The 15,374-nt window shown below is 49.7% G+C and carries 12 protein-coding genes, 1 tRNA gene, 1 pseudogene and 1 riboswitch; of the genes and pseudogenes, 7 read left to right on the top strand and 7 right to left on the bottom strand.

All coding sequences use genetic code 11. The annotated features are described in order from the left end of the window. Positions 1-48 precede the first annotated feature (48 nt). Positions 49-160, bottom strand: a riboswitch (SAM riboswitch). A 315-nt stretch (positions 161-475) separates the two neighbouring features. Further along, positions 476-1,879 (top strand): annotated as a pseudogene (locus ACFOUO_RS12155) (DEAD/DEAH box helicase); the annotation flags it as partial. Between the two features lie 72 nt (positions 1,880-1,951). On the opposite strand, the gene ACFOUO_RS12150 reads toward ACFOUO_RS12155, so the two are convergent. Beyond that, positions 1,952-2,440, bottom strand: a complete 489-nt coding sequence (locus ACFOUO_RS12150) for a PTS sugar transporter subunit IIA (protein WP_380705379.1) — start codon at positions 2,438-2,440, stop codon at positions 1,952-1,954. Positions 2,441-2,708: 268 nt separating this feature from the next. Between ACFOUO_RS12150 and ACFOUO_RS12145 the strand changes: the two genes are divergently transcribed. Further along, complete coding sequence (locus ACFOUO_RS12145; protein WP_380705378.1) at positions 2,709-3,893, top strand: glycosyl hydrolase family 18 protein; 1,185 nt, start codon at positions 2,709-2,711, stop codon at positions 3,891-3,893. 477 nt (positions 3,894-4,370) lie between these two features. Next, positions 4,371-5,576 carry a M20 metallopeptidase family protein gene (locus tag ACFOUO_RS12140; protein WP_380705377.1) on the top strand — a complete coding sequence of 402 codons (1,206 nt, stop codon included), beginning with the start codon at positions 4,371-4,373 and terminating at the stop codon, positions 5,574-5,576. Positions 5,577-5,598: 22 nt separating this feature from the next. Here the strand turns inward: ACFOUO_RS12140 and ACFOUO_RS12135 are convergent, their stop codons facing one another. Beyond that, positions 5,599-6,045 (bottom strand): DnaA N-terminal domain-containing protein, encoded by a 447-nt coding sequence (locus ACFOUO_RS12135; protein WP_380705376.1) that lies wholly within the window; start codon positions 6,043-6,045, stop codon positions 5,599-5,601. A 92-nt stretch (positions 6,046-6,137) separates the two neighbouring features. On the opposite strand from ACFOUO_RS12135, the gene ACFOUO_RS12130 reads away from it, so the two are divergent. Beyond that, entirely contained in the window at positions 6,138-7,004 is an 867-nt protein-coding gene (locus ACFOUO_RS12130; RefSeq protein ID WP_380705375.1) for an EcsC family protein, read from the top strand. 205 nt (positions 7,005-7,209) lie between these two features. On the opposite strand, the gene ACFOUO_RS12125 is transcribed toward ACFOUO_RS12130, so the two are convergent. The 4 genes from ACFOUO_RS12125 to ACFOUO_RS12110 form a co-directional block, all read right to left on the bottom strand. Beyond that, positions 7,210-7,285, bottom strand: a tRNA-Ala gene (locus ACFOUO_RS12125). Between the two features lie 250 nt (positions 7,286-7,535). After that, a complete protein-coding gene (locus ACFOUO_RS12120) occupies positions 7,536-7,691 on the bottom strand; it encodes a hypothetical protein (protein ID WP_380705374.1) in 156 nt (51 codons plus the stop codon). A gap of 202 nt (positions 7,692-7,893) precedes the next feature. Beyond that, positions 7,894-9,339 (bottom strand): protein kinase domain-containing protein, encoded by a 1,446-nt coding sequence (locus ACFOUO_RS12115; RefSeq protein ID WP_380705373.1) that lies wholly within the window; start codon positions 9,337-9,339, stop codon positions 7,894-7,896. A 126-nt stretch (positions 9,340-9,465) separates the two neighbouring features. After that, positions 9,466-9,975, bottom strand: coding sequence for an SgrR family transcriptional regulator (locus tag ACFOUO_RS12110; protein WP_380705372.1), 510 nt, complete (start codon positions 9,973-9,975; stop codon positions 9,466-9,468). 570 nt (positions 9,976-10,545) lie between these two features. Between ACFOUO_RS12110 and ACFOUO_RS12105 the strand changes: the two genes are divergently transcribed. From ACFOUO_RS12105 to ACFOUO_RS12095, 3 genes are read left to right on the top strand one after another with little or no spacing between them, the layout of a single operon-like run. After that, positions 10,546-11,910: a hypothetical protein gene (locus ACFOUO_RS12105; protein WP_380705371.1), complete on the top strand. Its 1,365-nt coding sequence runs from the start codon at positions 10,546-10,548 to the stop codon at positions 11,908-11,910. 27 nt (positions 11,911-11,937) lie between these two features. Further along, positions 11,938-12,645 carry a response regulator transcription factor gene (locus tag ACFOUO_RS12100; RefSeq protein WP_380705571.1) on the top strand — a complete coding sequence of 236 codons (708 nt, stop codon included), beginning with the start codon at positions 11,938-11,940 and terminating at the stop codon, positions 12,643-12,645. Next, on the top strand, positions 12,632-14,020 hold the full coding sequence (locus ACFOUO_RS12095) for a sensor histidine kinase (protein ID WP_380705370.1): 1,389 nt from the start codon (positions 12,632-12,634) through the stop codon (positions 14,018-14,020). Before ACFOUO_RS12100 ends, ACFOUO_RS12095 begins: the two co-directional genes overlap by 14 nt. A 70-nt stretch (positions 14,021-14,090) precedes the next feature. Here ACFOUO_RS12095 and ACFOUO_RS12090 read toward each other — a convergent pair whose 3' ends face one another. Then, positions 14,091-15,254: a S8 family peptidase gene (locus ACFOUO_RS12090; protein ID WP_380705570.1), complete on the bottom strand. Its 1,164-nt coding sequence runs from the start codon at positions 15,252-15,254 to the stop codon at positions 14,091-14,093. Between the last annotated feature and the right edge of the window lie 120 nt (positions 15,255-15,374).

Genomic DNA, 15,374 nt, shown 5'->3' with positions numbered 1-15,374 from the left:
AAAAAACCTTTCATCTCTGTCGATGAAAGGTTGAGTGTACTGTACCCTCTCTCATCCGCCAGAGAATTTCTCTGCAGGAATTGGCACCACACCGCCGCGACTTCGCGGGGTAGGTTGCCGGGCTTCATCGGGCCAGTCCCTCCACCACTCTCGATAAGAGAATCCTATAATTTTGTTCGGTTATAAACCGCCAATTTTCTTAACTATAGGGAATTCCAACGCAATTGTCAACCGGCAGATACCTGGAGGAACTTTTACTGGATCTGTAGGTACACCCTCTTTTTCCAGAAAGCGGAATTAAACACATGGACCGAATACCTTTCCTGGAAAGAAAAGCACGAACCTTTTTTCAAAAAGAGCTTTCGCTATATCGGGGGACTGGTTATGATGGGATAGGTCAACAATAGGAATGACGTCTATTAAAGTCGAAAAATCATCCGTCCCCTTCATGGGGCGAAAAAAGGAGTTTAAGCGATTGATCACCTTTTATGAATTAGAATTGGATCACCAGGTCGTTCGGGCCATCAGCGACATGGGGTTTGAAGAGGCTACCCCGATCCAGGCCCAAGCTCTTCCCGTGGCGCTGAACGGAAAAGACTTGATTGGACAAGCTCAGACCGGGACTGGGAAAACAGCTGCTTTCGGTATCCCATTGGTGGAGAAAGCTGATACGGAACAAGACAAAGTCCAAGGAATCGTCATCACCCCGACGCGGGAACTGGCCGTTCAGGTGGCGGAGGAATTGAATAAGATTGGGCAATTCAAAGGGATTCGCACCCTGCCTGTTTACGGTGGCCAAGACATCAACCGACAGATCCGTTCCTTGAAGAAACGGCCTCATATCATTGTTGGAACACCGGGGCGTTTCTTGGATCACCTTCGCCGTCGGACCATTCGCATGGATCATGTGAAACTAGCAGTGCTGGATGAAGCGGACGAGATGCTCAACATGGGTTTCATCGATGATATCGAAGAAATTCTGAAACAGGTGCCGGAAACCCGCCAGACCCTTCTCTTTTCCGCCACCATGCCCGAACCGATCCGCCGCTTGGCCACTTCGTTTATGAAGGATCCCGAGTTAATCCGGGTGAAAGCGAAAGAAGTGACCATGCCCAACATCCAACAACAGTACATGGAAGTCCCCCAACGGCACAAGTTCGATATCCTCTGCCGCCTGCTGGACATCCAATCACCGGACCTCGCGATTGTTTTCGGTCGGACAAAAAGGCGAGTCGACGAACTGGCAGAGGGGCTTAATAAGCGGGGGTACTCCGCAGAAGGCATCCACGGTGACCTTACCCAGGCGCGGCGGGATACGGTTATGCGTCAGTTCAAGGAAGGAACGATCGACATTCTGGTAGCGACGGACGTGGCGGCTCGTGGCCTCGATATCAGCGGTGTAACCCATGTCTATAACTTTGACATCCCCCAGGATCCGGAAAGCTACGTACATCGGATTGGTCGGACGGGACGGGCTGGGAATGAAGGGTTGGCCGTCACCTTCGTCACATCACGGGAAATCGGTCACCTCAAGTCGATCGAACGGATCACCAAGAAGAAGATGGCACGTCAGCCAATTCCCTCCGTAACTGCCGCAATGGAAGGACAGCAGCGACTAACGATGGAAAGGCTGATGAGCCTTGTCGAACAAGGCGGCTACCAGCCCTATAAAGAGTTGGCCGAAGAGCTGCTGCAGGAAACCGATTCCGTTACCTTACTAGCAGCTGCTCTAAAACTGTTGACCCGGGAACCGGACACTACCCCGGTCCGTCTGTCTGAAGAATCCCCAGGTTTCCGCGGGAAAAAACCGGGCGGACGCTACCAAAAAGGAAACCAACGCCAACGCGGTGGCACCGGCGGCGGACGCCGCCGCAAACGATAAAACCCGTCAAAGGACCGTTGATCGCCCACGGAAAAACCCCGCCTTTTATGGCGGGGTTTTTTTACCCAGTCACTTCAGAATTACCTTCAGCATCGGCTCTCCAGATTGGACCTCTCCGGATACGAGCGTCTCTAGCTGTTCCACATGATCCATATTGGTAATGACCACGGGAGTAACGGTACTGGCCGCTATTTCTCGTACCTTTTCCAGATCAAACTCAATCAGGGGCTGGCCCGTCTTCACTTTATCGCCGACTGCCACGCGGGCCGTGAATCCCTCCCCTTCCATGGAGACGGTCTCCAGTCCAATGTGAAGAAGCAATTCCACTCCTTCTTTCGTCCGGATCCCGATAGCATGGGCTGTGTGGAAAAGTTGGACCACTTCCCCATCCACCGGGGAGGTCAAGATGCCCTCCGAAGGATCGACAGCCATCCCGTCCCCCATCATTTTCCCGGAAAAAACCGGATCCGGAACGTCGGCAATCGGTACCCCCTTCCCTGACATCGGCGCTGTTAAAGTGAGTTCTTTGTTCTTTTTCTTCAACCAATTTTTGAACACGAGAATTCCTCCTTATGGGTCGGTGATTCTAAAAATCCCGGACACCCGGGGAGTCTGATAGATTGGTACAGGCGGTTCGGTTTCTATCGCCCTTCCCCCTCCCCTTTTCTCTATAAATCCTACCAACATGGTGGCGTTAAGAAAAGAGGACATTGATCCCTACAGAAATCCGGTACAAATTCTTTTCACGAAAAAAAGATCGAAGGCGCACATAAAATCGGGCCCAAAAGAACAGGACATAGATAAGCACGTAAAAAGGAGACCCGATATGAAAGCAACCAAAATAAGACTTGTTCACGTCATGTTGTGCACCTTCCTCGCCGTTACCGGTTGCGGGATGGGGAACACAGGGGGAAATAATCAATCTGCCCCCTCCCCCCCCGAAAACGGGACCGCCCGCCAACACCCCGGGCCGACTCAACCCGAACGGGTCACCTTCCCTCGGAAGGTGACTGACACCAAAAAAGCCAAGCAACCCGTGATGGAAATCAACGGGTATCTGGAACCTGCTACTCCCAAGGTGGACCGCCGCATCGCGAAAAGCACCGCTCCATACCTGACTCACCTCAGTCCCTTCAGCTACCGCGTTCGTGCCGACGGGAGCATGATCCCCCCGAAGGATGAGCCCGCATTGTCAGCCCTTCGCCGGACCAAGGTGGTACCGATGATGGTGATCACCAACTTTGAAGAGGGGAATTTCTCTCCAGAGATCGCCCGGTCCGTATTTAGAAATCCGCAAGCCAGAGAGCGGCTGATCCGAAATGTCATCAATACCCTGGAGAAAAAGGGGTATTATGCGCTAAACATCGATTTTGAACACATTAAACCGGCCGACAAAGCAGGGTACAACGACTTCCTCCGAGAGATCGCTCCCCGTGTTCGAAGAGCTGGCCACCCTGTCTCGACAGCCCTAGCTCCGAAGATCAACGCCAAACAGTCCGGCGGTTGGCACGGAGCCCACGATTATGCTGTTCACGGAAAAGTGGTCGATTTCGTTATCCTCATGACCTACGAATGGGGCTGGACCGGCGGACCTCCGATGCCTGTCGCTCCTATTCCAAAAGTTCGGCAAGTGCTGGACTATGCCACCTCTGTCATTCCCCCGGAAAAAATCATGATGGGCGCCCCCCTCTACGGTTATGACTGGACGGTTCCTTATCGAAAAGGAACCAACGCCAAAAAGATGAGTCCCGTACAGGCCTCGGCTCTCGCCAAGCGGGAAGGAGCGGACATCCATTATGACAAGAAAAACCAGGCTCCCTGGTTTCGATATACAGATGACCAGGATCGGGAACATATCGTCTGGTTTGAAAACGGACCCAGCGCCCATGCTAAGATAAACCTGGCTCAAAGGTACGGCTTGCGCGGAATAAGTTACTGGGTTTTAGGCGATGACTTCCCGCGCAATTGGGAGCTTGTTAAGGAGCACTTCCAGATCCGGAAGTACAAATAACCCGCTGACAGAAAGATTGGGCGTCCCATCGGACGTCTTTTTTATATATTTTGCGAGCGGGAAAACCCTTAGATGGATGAAAGCGAGCGTCGTTCGGTATCCCCCTGCGGGGATACTTAGAACGACAAATTCGGAAAATTCATTTACAAACATACGTTCTATGGCTTAAATTAAAAGTAGTTGCTCTTTGAAAAATGAATAGCATATGGGGTTGTGCAAGCCAATCGTCTTGCATGTAAAATGCTATGCGTACCTCCATGGTTGGAATGTCATGCGAAAACCAAGCAGTCATTTCAGCCTGAGACATGGCAACGAAACGCTTTTTTAACCGTGGGGCCCACGGGGTTCACTTGGTCCATTTCTCCGGGTTACTGGAGATTACCCAAGAGTCCCCTGCGTTTTCGCATGGGGAGTGGTCAATGGAAGCAATACAGGGTATAGAAAAGAAATAGAATACGATATTTTGGGAGGGAAACCATGACCACCGAAACCCCATACTCTGTTAAAAACCGGGCCGATGGTGATTGGATCACCCGGCTTCGTCGATATATCCACAGCCGTCCTGAAACTGCTGGCAACGAGGAGAGAACCGCCCGATTTATCGCGAAAAAACTCGAACAACTGGGGATGAGAGAGATCCGTACCGGCATTGCCGGGCACGGTCTGATTGCCCTTCTAGGGCCAAAATCGGAAGGACCCGTCGTCGCCCTTCGCGCTGATATGGATGCTCTCCCCGTCGAAGAGCAAACCGATGTATCCTTCACCTCTCAGCATCCCGGGGTCATGCATGCTTGCGGGCATGATGCCCACATGGCAATATTGCTGGGGGCCACCCGGATCCTCAAAGAAATGGAGGATTGCCTCCCCGGAAGGGTCCTCCTCCTGTTCCAACCTGCTGAGGAGAATAGCCCCACCGGCGGAGCCCAGCCGATGATCGAAGAGGGAGCTCTTACAGATCCGCGGCCTGACGCCATCTTTGGTCTTCATGTCTGGCCTGACCTTCCTGTCGGCCAAATCGGTGTGAAGCCGGACTTCCAGATGGGGGCCTCTGATCGATTTGAAATCCATATCCACGGACAAGGCGGTCACGCAAGTATGCCCCACCGGACGATCGACGCATCCTTGATCGCCGTCCAAGTGGCCCAGTGCCTCCAGACCGTGGTCAGCCGTAACGTCAATCCTCTGGAAACCGCCGTCCTTTCCATCACCAGTATCCAGGCAGGCGAAAATCACAATGTCATTCCCGGCTACGCCAGGCTGACTGGATCCGTTCGCACCCTCAAGTCCGAAATCCGAAACCTCATGGAAAATCGCCTACGCGAGGTGGCCATCGATGTGACCCGCGCCATGGGTGCCGAAGCGAAGGTCCATTATGAACGCGGCTATCAAGTACTCCACAATGACCCTGCCATGGTGGAAACCGTAAAGACGACCGCAAGGGATTTGTTGGGAGACACCTCTCTCCCCTTGATCGAACCAGCCCTCGCTGCTGAGGATTTCTCTGCTTACCTGAAGGAGGTTCCCGGAGCTTTTTTCTGGCTTGGCTGCGGGTTTTCCGAGGAATCGAAAAACTTCTCCCTCCATCATCCTCGCTTCCTTGTGGACGAACGAGCCCTCCCCCTCGGGGCGGAAATGATGGCCGGAACCGCTATTCGTTTTCTGAGGGAAAAAGCTCATGGATGAGGCAGTAAAAAAATAAGACCCGTCACCCGGGTCGAGAAAAGAGCTCTTTAAGCTCGTTTTCGATTTTAGCAAGGAGTTGTTTTTGAATAGGAGGCGGTTGCCGTTTGATCAAAAAATAGGCCTCCGTAGCATAATCATCCATGCAGTCTTCCTCTTTCATCTGACTGATAATATGTTCTCCCACGGCAAGTTTCATCATTTCCGCATCCGTTTTAGCTTTGGCATCCACAAACACCACCTGAACCATTCGACCGGCAACTGCCAAGAGCGCCTGTTCCACTTGTTCAGCATACCGCGACTCCAGCCAGTCTCGCCTCAAACGGTCCTGTACCAAAACGAAGAGACGACCCTCTTCCATCTTTAGAGCCTGGGTACCTTCGAACCACTGCTTAAAAGCCGGATGGGAGAGCTCTTCTCTCATATATACGAGCGCTTTGTTCCACATCATACGGGCTTCCATTTCTGACATATCGTGACCCTCCTTACTCCCTCTTTACCCGTATCCCCTGAAAAAGACACAAGGATCGGTTTTCGATCTTTTTTCAGCAGGAACCTGTACAAGTGGGACAGAATAAACATGACGAGGTGATTACTCTGAATGTACATCATGAGAGTGAAGAACGGCTGGAATACGAACTGGAGGTGATCGCCCGCTGGGAAAAAGATCAGAGGGATCTCTGGTTTTGGGAAAAGATCGGGCGTATCCCCTTCGCCCTACTAGACAGGGTGACTCCCCGCAAGGTGCATGAATGGATTGGACAAGCATTGGATGAACTGGGCAGCTATATTCAGACAGGTGGTCAATACCTAATTAACGACGACACAGTCCTGAATCATCTGTCTACGGAAGCGAAGATCTCTCCCACCTCCCTCCGCCTGGAGGATGTGTCTGAGCTCGTACCCCTCTCCGCCATGAACCAAACTTCCGACAAACTAAAACAAGCCCGTGTCCAACTGGCCACCTTACAAGGGGCAACCACGGGGGTCGGAGGAATCTTCACCCTGGCTATCGACATCCCTTTCCTGCTCGGTCTGTCCCTTAAGGCGGCCCAGGAGATGGCCTTGGCCTACGGGTATGATCCCCGGGAAAAAAAAGAACGGATCTTCATCGTTCAATGCCTCCAGTTTGCTTCCTCGGACTATGTGGGCAAACAATCGATCCTGAAAAGCCTGTCCGTCTTCCACGAAGGTAGCCCCGAACGGGAAACGCTCTCCCAAATTCAAGGTTGGCGCGAAGTAATCGCCACTTACCGGGATAACTTTGGCTGGAAGAAGCTCTTCCAACTTATCCCTATCGCAGGTATTCTCTTCGGTGCCTGGATTAACAAATCCACTGTGGAAGAAGTCTCAGAAACCGCCCAAATGCTATACAAGAAGCGGCGCGTGTTGGACCGGTTGCAAGCGATAAGGGAGAGCACCCTATCCTGATCGTAAAAGGGAAAGCCATCATCATTCCGGCAAAGCGCTATCGAAGTTGAGTGATGTCTCGCCGACTTCAAATGATACAAGGAAATCCTCTTCCCGACAACTGGCGAAAAAAGGCGGAGCGTCAACAAAAAATCCATGGCAATCTATGCCATGGATTTTTCCCTCTCCTACAACAAAAAGCCGCCACCTCATGTGACGGGTTCCTTGGTGGAGCATAGCGGGCTCGAACCGCTGACCTCTACACTGCCAGTGTAGCGCTCTCCCAGCTGAGCTAATGCCCCATGGATTGGATGCGAACAAATAAGAGTATAGCCTCTTAAGAAGAGGATGTCAATATCCTTAAGCCTATGTAAGAAAATTCAGGTAGACGGTCGATGATCCTGAAGCACCCATAGCGATCCATCCTGGTGACAACACGTAGAAACCCCCGGAAAACCAAGGGTTTCAGTTAAATGCGTATCGTTCGATTGCAGGAAAGGCGATACAAAAGGAATAGTGCTATGATGATGGACAAAGACACCGTACATTTTTTCATCCCTGATTCCGGCTCTCATATCCGATGGTATGTTTCACCTTTTTCTTCAATCGACCCAAAAAACGATCCTTATCACGATCCGTCGAGCGACCCTTGATTTCTTCTTCCCATTTCTTCAATTCCTCGAGTTGTTTAATCGCGTCAATACTCATGCCATCCCTCTCCTTTTCAAAAGGCTGATGATCATTCCCTTTTAATCATTATTATAAGGGATCCGGGATGGGCAAAAAGTGCGAATCGAATGCCTCCCTGTCCCCTTTTCCCCCAGGGACAAGAGAACTGGGAAGCATCCCATGACCACCAAAAAAAAGGCCCGTTTCAGGCCTATGACTGATCCATCCATTGATATCGTGACTAACGGTTCTTCGGAGGTTTCCCCCGCATTTCCAACAAATTGTCTGTAGCGTCGATTTTTTCCCCTCCCCGCAAACGATAGAGTTCTATTTTCACCAACCCTTCGTCTGGGAGCAACGGTTTTGGAATCTCTTCGACCCACTCAACGGGCGTATACAACAACCCCGGCTTCCTGTTGATCATCTTGCTTCTTCCCTTGAGGATTAACCGTGAACTAAACCGATCCACGACATATATATCATAATAAAATTGCTTGTCGGGTATATCTCCGACCTGTACCTGTATAAAATAGTTCCCGGAATTGGACTTGCCTCTTACCTTAAAAGCACGGAAGCTGCGGTTGTCTTGAGGCTCGCGTGGAATTTCTTTCCACCAAGGATGGTGGCCAGGCAGCTTATTCTTTTCTTTGTCCTCTTGGGTGGCTTTCTTCTCTTCTACTTGACGTTCTTGCTTCCCTGTGATTGGGTTGCCTTTTTCCAAAGCCGTCCAACCGAATATAGCCGCCGCTATGAAGGCGGCCCCAACCAAACCCATTAGGAGCTTTCCCTTTTTTGGCCTTTTATTGCGTTTCCTTTTCCTGGGTAAACCGTTATGATTTTCGGGTATAGGATGATGAGGGGAGGATTCACTCGGAGAAAGCGCTTGTCTAAGTTCTACTTTCATCTCGTTGGCTGTTTGAAACCGCTTGCTCGGGTCCTTTTCCAACGCTTTGTAGATGACACGGCACAAGCTGTCTGGAATAGCCGGATTGATCTCCCGCGGATCGCGAGCCTGTTCCTGCACGTGCTTTAACGAAATGGAAACCACACTATCCCCTTCAAATGGCACTTGGCCCGTCACCATTTGATAGAGGACAACACCCAAAGAATAAAGATCGGAAGAGTATCCGACGGGATGCCCTGTTGCTTGTTCCGGTGAAAAGTACTGGACTGAACCCATGACCATACCAGTCTGGGTAATCCCAGGGTTGCCAAGGAGAACAGAAATACCAAAGTCGGTAATCTTTACTCTCCCGTTCGGAGCGCACATGATATTATGCGGCTTGATGTCCCGATGAACAATGCCGTGCTCATGGGCATGGGTAAGACCATCACAGATTTGAGAAACGATAGAAACAGAATCTTCAAGGGAAAGCGGAGACTGTTTAGCAATTACTTCATGAAGGGTCGGTCCCTCTACATATTCCATGGTCATGTAGTAAAGCGAACCTTCCCGGTTGACATCGAATACATTGACTACATTCGGATGGGACAGGGTGGCTGAGGCTTTCACCTCTCGCATGAACCGACGGATAAATCCGTCATCGTGCGTGAGTGCCTCATTCATTACTTTGACGGCGACAAGACGGTCCAATAGCAAATCTTTCGCTTTGTACACGACAGCCATGCCGCCGCCGCCCGCACGCTGGAGGATGTCATATCTACCGGCCAATCTCTTGCCTTCCATGGCGAACGTCTCCTTGGTTATGGAGTGGACCATTTCTCAATATAACGGCTGGTCATGTCCGTATTATACTACCAGTTAGGGACCAGAGCAAAGAGAAACAGGACCACTCTCGTGCAGACCTTCTCTTTATTTTTGGCTGTTTGTGTTCACTCCTTTGACGGAAAACCATCTTCCGGTGGGAGTGGAGACAATCGCCGGAGCAAAGGTGGGGGATTGTTTCTGGAAAAGGGTTCTCAACCGCTTTAACTCATCCTCCTCCATCGAGATGGCAGGAATACTTAATTCATTGAGAAGGGAATGGAAGCTAGACTCCCTTACTTTCGATGGGATACCGTCACGTTTAATCAAACGTGTTGCTTCTTTTAACCTTCCCTGTTGTATCATATATTCAATAAAAGGAGGCAGAACTTCTTCAAGGGAACGTTTGAATTGAAGTTGCGACCGCTTCCCCCGTCCCCGTCCCGGCTTCCAAACAATCAGCTCTTCATTTTCCATGTTTTTCATCAATCGTTTCACATGACGCGGGGAACAATATAAAGTTTCCGATAACTCGGTTAAATCAATGAAAAAGGTTTGGTCTTCCCCAATCTCTTTATATATCAACCGCAGTTCGATATAGTATTCCAAGGTTTTCACAGTCATCACCCCACTGATAAGATTTTCACACGTTTAAAAAAGTAGCCACCGTTTAAGACCAGGTTAGGAGTGGACCATCTTTTGCAATGCAAAGGACTCCATGTTTTCATCTCCCCCTTCCCGGTTTGTAACCGCTGGCAAGGTGATATAAACCATTTGGGTGTTTCGAGGACCGTCCAGGTAACCGTTTGTCTATTTCAATCTGCTATGCATTCATTATACAGGAACATACCAACCTCTTACCATTACTGTGCATTTACTCAACCTTACATTTTTTTAAGGTTCAATCCGTTAAATTCACACTTACCCATATTTACCCATCCCGTGCATATACCTGATACCCCGGCACTTCACCTGTCGATGTCATCTCTGTAAAGGAAGAGGATAACCGTTGAATATCATGAAATATTGTTATTATTTTGATCATCAGGCATGATTCCACTTTCACAAGAGACTGGAAATGTTACAATATTACAAGCCGATGTTACCCTTCCAATCCCATTTTTCGGAATTATCGGGTTTCACTAGGCCGGAATTATCCGGACGACCTTTGCCATGGAGGAACCAAACATGAAAGGTTCAAGGGGGAAAACTCCCCTGCTGATCACCATTGCATTAATATTGACGGGATGCGATGGTTTCTCAGCCCCTGAAAAACTGATGCAGCCGCCTCAGATCGAATCGGGTCAAGTTGACGTGCAAAAGGCCGTCACCCGAAACTTACCTTCAGGAACCCAGTTGGCTCTCCCTTCCCGACCCGCAAGAGCTGGTGCCATCCGGAAAGTTGATTTGGATGAAGACGGAGAAAAAGAAGTGGTCGCCTTCTATACAGACAAAAGCCGGATCCTGATCGGAGCCCTCCTATTGAAAAAGAGAAAACCTTCCGGGTGGGTTCCCGTCGCAAAATATGAAGCCAATGGAGGTACCACGTTCGACTACGCTACATTCAAAGATATGAATGGAGATCGAATCCCTGAAATCATCATCGGTTGGGGAACACCAAAGTCAGATGGCATTAAAATGATGGCGGTTCTTAGCCTTACAGATGGGAAGCTGCATGAGCTGGTTAAATCTGAATACACCGATCTGGCTGTTGCAGACCTGGACCAGGACCGAAAGTGCGAGTTGGTTCTTTTTGTTCATAACCATGAACGACTCCAGTCACGGGCCTACCTTTATACCTTACAAAACCGGAAGCTGAAACAAACGGATTCTCTCCGTTTGTATGGATCGACCAACGGTTATGAACAGATTCTGACGGGCCTGGCCGCCAAGGGAAAAACAGGTATTTTTGTCACTGGAATCGGGGATTACACGCCTTATACAGAACTGTTGATCATGGATCGGGGGCGATTGAAAAGCGTTTTTGCCGGTAAAAACGGAAAAAAACCCGGCATTCAAACATTAAACATTGTCCCAAGCGAAGATGTCAATGGGGACGGCATTATTGAAATCGCCCTTCAAAAAACACCGCCGAAAACGGAAGACTTACGGTTAGCTGAGATCCCGTGGATCACCTCCTGGTACCAGTGGGACGGAAAAGATGGGCTTGATATGGTCTATCAGAACTACCTGGACTACAAATCCGAATACCAGTTCGATTTTCCACAGGACTGGTTACACAAAGTGACCGTCCGGAAACTACACCGCGATACAGAAAGAAGGATCTCTTTTTATCCCAAAAAAACTCCCACAAAGCGGGAGTTTCCTCTGTTAACGATTCATGATTGCCCCAGAAAGGACTGGGACAAGAAAAAAGATCAGCTCAACCCCCACAATCGCTCTGTACTTCTCCATGTCGGGAAGAAAAGAGTTTACTGGGCTACCTTCCCTTCCGCCAAAGTTCGGAAGTATGCACGGCGATCTCCGGAATTAAATCGATTACTTGTGAACCCGTCCCAAATTCGCAAACAATTCCGGACGGTTCCTTTCTGACCACCCCGGAAGGAGGAAACACCGGTGATCAAAGTTTTACTTTTGGAAGATGACCCCAGCATCCGCAGTTTTGTAAAAGTCAACCTGAAGCGACAAAACTTCCATGTGCTAGAAGCCACCACCGGAGAAGAAGCCCTCGCATGTTTCCGCAGGGAACCGGATGTGGCTCTCTCCATCTTGGATGTCATGCTTCCCGGGGTGGATGGCTTCGAAGTATGCCGACTCATGCGTGAACACTCTCCCCGCATGGGAATCATTATGCTGACAGCCAAGGGACAAGAGAAGGATAAGGTGGAAGGGTTTGATTGTGGAGCCGATGATTATGTCGCAAAGCCATTCAGCCCTGCCGAATTGATGTCCCGGGTGAAAGCTCTTGTACGCAGGTTAAATTCCATTCCCTCGTCGATCGCGAAACCTGTGATGAGTGTACCACCCTTCTCCCTTTCTCTGGATCAACGAAAGCTCTTTAAAAGCGGCGAGGAAATCGAAGTCACTCCCAAGGAATACGATATGATCCGTTTTTTGATGGAACGAGCCGACACGGCGGTTAGCCGGGACGAAATCCTGGACGGTGTGTGGGGAGAACATTATATCGGCGATTTAAAAACTATCGACATCCATATCCGCCGCCTCCGAAAGAAGATTGAAAAGAATCCGTCCAACCCCGTGTTTATCGAAACCATCTGGGGATATGGTTATATGTGGAGGCAACAAACAGCTGATGAAAAGCATTAAAACCCGGATCATCGTCTACTTTGGCATTGTCATTTTTCTTATTGTTACGATCCTTGAGGTCGTATTTGCTTTCTCTCTCCGCCAGTATTACTACGGAAGCGCGGAAGATACACTCAAACAACAGGCAACCTTAGCTGCCAGTCATTTTAATAAATATGGCCCCGCCTACCCTTTGAAGGAAAAAGCCAAATACATTTTTGACAGCCGTCCCGATAGCCATCCGGCTACTTTTGAAATCATCAGTTGGAACCGGGGTGTTCTTGTAAACTCATACGGCTGGGAACCCGGAACCCAGGTCAATACCCCGGACGTCCGATCTGCATTTCAAGGCCAAACCGGCGTCTGGCGGGGTAATAGTGAACCCGGTGGAGAGAGTGTGATGGCTGTTTCCACTCCGCTGAAATCCCACGGACGTATCCTCGGTGTCCTTCGCTACACTGTCTCAGTGAAACGGATCGATGAGACCGTGGAGCAAATTACTCTTATCGCTATGGGAATCGGCTTGTTTGTCGTGACACTTGCTTTTGCTTTCAGTATCATGCTGGCAAACAACATCGTCCATCCCATCGAAGAACTGACCAGTGCCTCCTTAGAGATGGCCAAAGGACGTTTCAGCGTCCGGGCGGATAAACGGAATGAGGATGAGATCGGTACCTTGGTGGATACTTTCAATACGATGGCAGAAGAGATCGAAAGGGCGGAGGAATTGAAAAATACCTTTATCTCTTCCGTTTCCCATGAGCTGAGGACCCCTCTCACTTCAATCCAAGGTTGGGTGGAAACACTATTGGCCGGAAACCTCCGCGATTACAAAGAAACGATGCTGGGGCTGGGGATCATAGCAGGAGAAACAAAGAGACTAACGATTTTGGTTGAAGACCTCCTCGACTTTTCCAAACTTCAGTCCGGAAAAATTAAGATGAAAATGGGGAAGCTGGATATTAACAAACTGGCACAGGAAGTGGGACACCAATATCGCGTACGGATTCAATCCAAGCGTCTAACGCTTACAATTCAAACCGACGAAAAACCCCTGTGGATGTACGGGGATCGGCATCGGATCAAACAAGTGTTAATCAACCTGGTGGAAAACGCCTTTAAATTCACCTCGCCAGGCGGCAGAATCGATATTTCCACCAAGAAAACCGATGGGTACATTCTACTGGAAGTGGCCGACAATGGTACAGGAATTCCTTCTGATGAGTTAAAACGAGTCATGGACAAGTTTTACAAAGGGAAATCCCAAAAAACCGGTAGTGGCCTGGGCCTCTCCATCTGCAAGGAAATTGTTGAGCTCCACCGAGGAACTCTACATCTGGATAGTACGGAAGGTAAAGGAACCCGTGTTCAGATCCATATCCCCGCCAAAGGATAAAGATAAAAGTCCAGCACCCGAAAAGGTGCTGGACTTTTTTGCTACACTGTCATTCCTTAGACATATAGGTTTACTTACCAATAGCTTTAGCAGCGTTGACACGACCGTGGGTGAACTTTGAACCGGCACCTTCAGTTTTATCGGAGGTGCTTTCGATCGCTTTGCGAATTTCGTCACCTTTTTTCCCTTGGGAAGCGATCAGCCCGGCCAGACCGGCTACATGGGGAGTCGCCATCGACGTACCCGAAAACTTTTCGTAGCCGTTATTCGGAACTGTGGAAAGGATGTCCACACCGGGAGCCGCTACGTCCACCCAATCCCCATAGTTGGAGAATTCACCTAGCTTATCATCTCCATCAGTGGCAGCTACTGCAATGGCCTTCTCATAGTAAGCCGGGTAGCTCGGAGCGTCGGTGCTTTCGTTACCGGCAGCAGCGACAATCACGGAACCTTTTTTATGAGCGTAATTGACCGCATCTTCAATCACTTTGGATTCTTCGGCTCCGCCCAAACTCAGACTGATGACATTGGCACCGGCATCCGCTGCGTCTGTGATCCCCTTAGCGACAGACTCATTGGAACCACTCCCGTTCGCATCCAGTACGCGAACTGCATAGATCGTCACATCCGGGGCAATTCCAGCGATCCCCTTGCCGTTATCCGTAGCCGCTGCGGCAATCCCGGCACAGTGGGTACCATGCCCCTGTTCATCCATCGGATCTTTATCATTGTCGATAAAGTCTCCGCCTTTCTCCACCTTCCCCTTCAGATCCTCGTGATTATAATCCACTCCGGTATCCACGATGGCTACTTTGACCTCTTTCTTCCCTTTTGTCGTATCCCAGGCTTGCGGGGCTTCCAACTTTTGCGGCCCATATTGTTCGCCGAATTTTGGATCGTTGGGTTCCCCGTATGCTTTCATCACGTAGTTGGGTTCGGCATACTCCACGTTGGGGTCATCCTGATACTTCTTCACGGCCTTTTGGATGGAGCCCTCTACTTTTACCACATCGAAGCCTATCTGCTTATTGCTGGACAGGACTTTGGCATTCATTTTTCCGTTCAAGGAGGCTTCCTTTTTCTCGCTTACATTCTCTTTATACTTGACGACCACCTCTCCCGGCACAACCTTCTTAGAGGAGGTAGCTTTAGCATGGGTATCAGGAGATGAGAAAGTGATCATAGCAGCAGAGAGGCAAAAAGCGGACACGACAGCGACCGTACGATTAGGGATTTTCATCCAATCACTCCTTTTTTTATTCAATCGTTTTAAAATTCTGTTTACAATCCCATCGTACAGAGGATGGTTTCGGAAAGGGTTAACAAAAAGTTAAAACTTTTAACAATCTTAACA

Source organism: Salinithrix halophila, assembly GCF_042650125.1.
Classification (GTDB): Bacteria; Bacillota; Bacilli; order Thermoactinomycetales; family DSM-45169; genus Salinithrix; species Salinithrix halophila.
This window is presented reverse-complemented; position numbering and strand designations above follow the sequence as displayed.

Excerpts from the sequence above, each read along its gene's own strand:
- ACFOUO_RS12145 (WP_380705378.1), top strand. The coding sequence starts at position 2,709 with ATGAAAGCAACCAAAATAAGACTTGTTCACGTCATGTTGTGCACCTTC.
- ACFOUO_RS12140 (WP_380705377.1), top strand. The coding sequence starts at position 4,371 with ATGACCACCGAAACCCCATACTCTGTTAAAAACCGGGCCGATGGTGAT.
- ACFOUO_RS12135 (WP_380705376.1), bottom strand. The coding sequence starts at position 6,045 with ATGTCAGAAATGGAAGCCCGTATGATGTGGAACAAAGCGCTCGTATAT.
- ACFOUO_RS12120 (WP_380705374.1), bottom strand. The coding sequence starts at position 7,691 with ATGAGTATTGACGCGATTAAACAACTCGAGGAATTGAAGAAATGGGAA.
- ACFOUO_RS12115 (WP_380705373.1), bottom strand. The coding sequence starts at position 9,339 with ATGGAAGGCAAGAGATTGGCCGGTAGATATGACATCCTCCAGCGTGCG.
- ACFOUO_RS12105 (WP_380705371.1), top strand. The coding sequence starts at position 10,546 with ATGAAAGGTTCAAGGGGGAAAACTCCCCTGCTGATCACCATTGCATTA.
- ACFOUO_RS12095 (WP_380705370.1), top strand. The coding sequence starts at position 12,632 with ATGAAAAGCATTAAAACCCGGATCATCGTCTACTTTGGCATTGTCATT.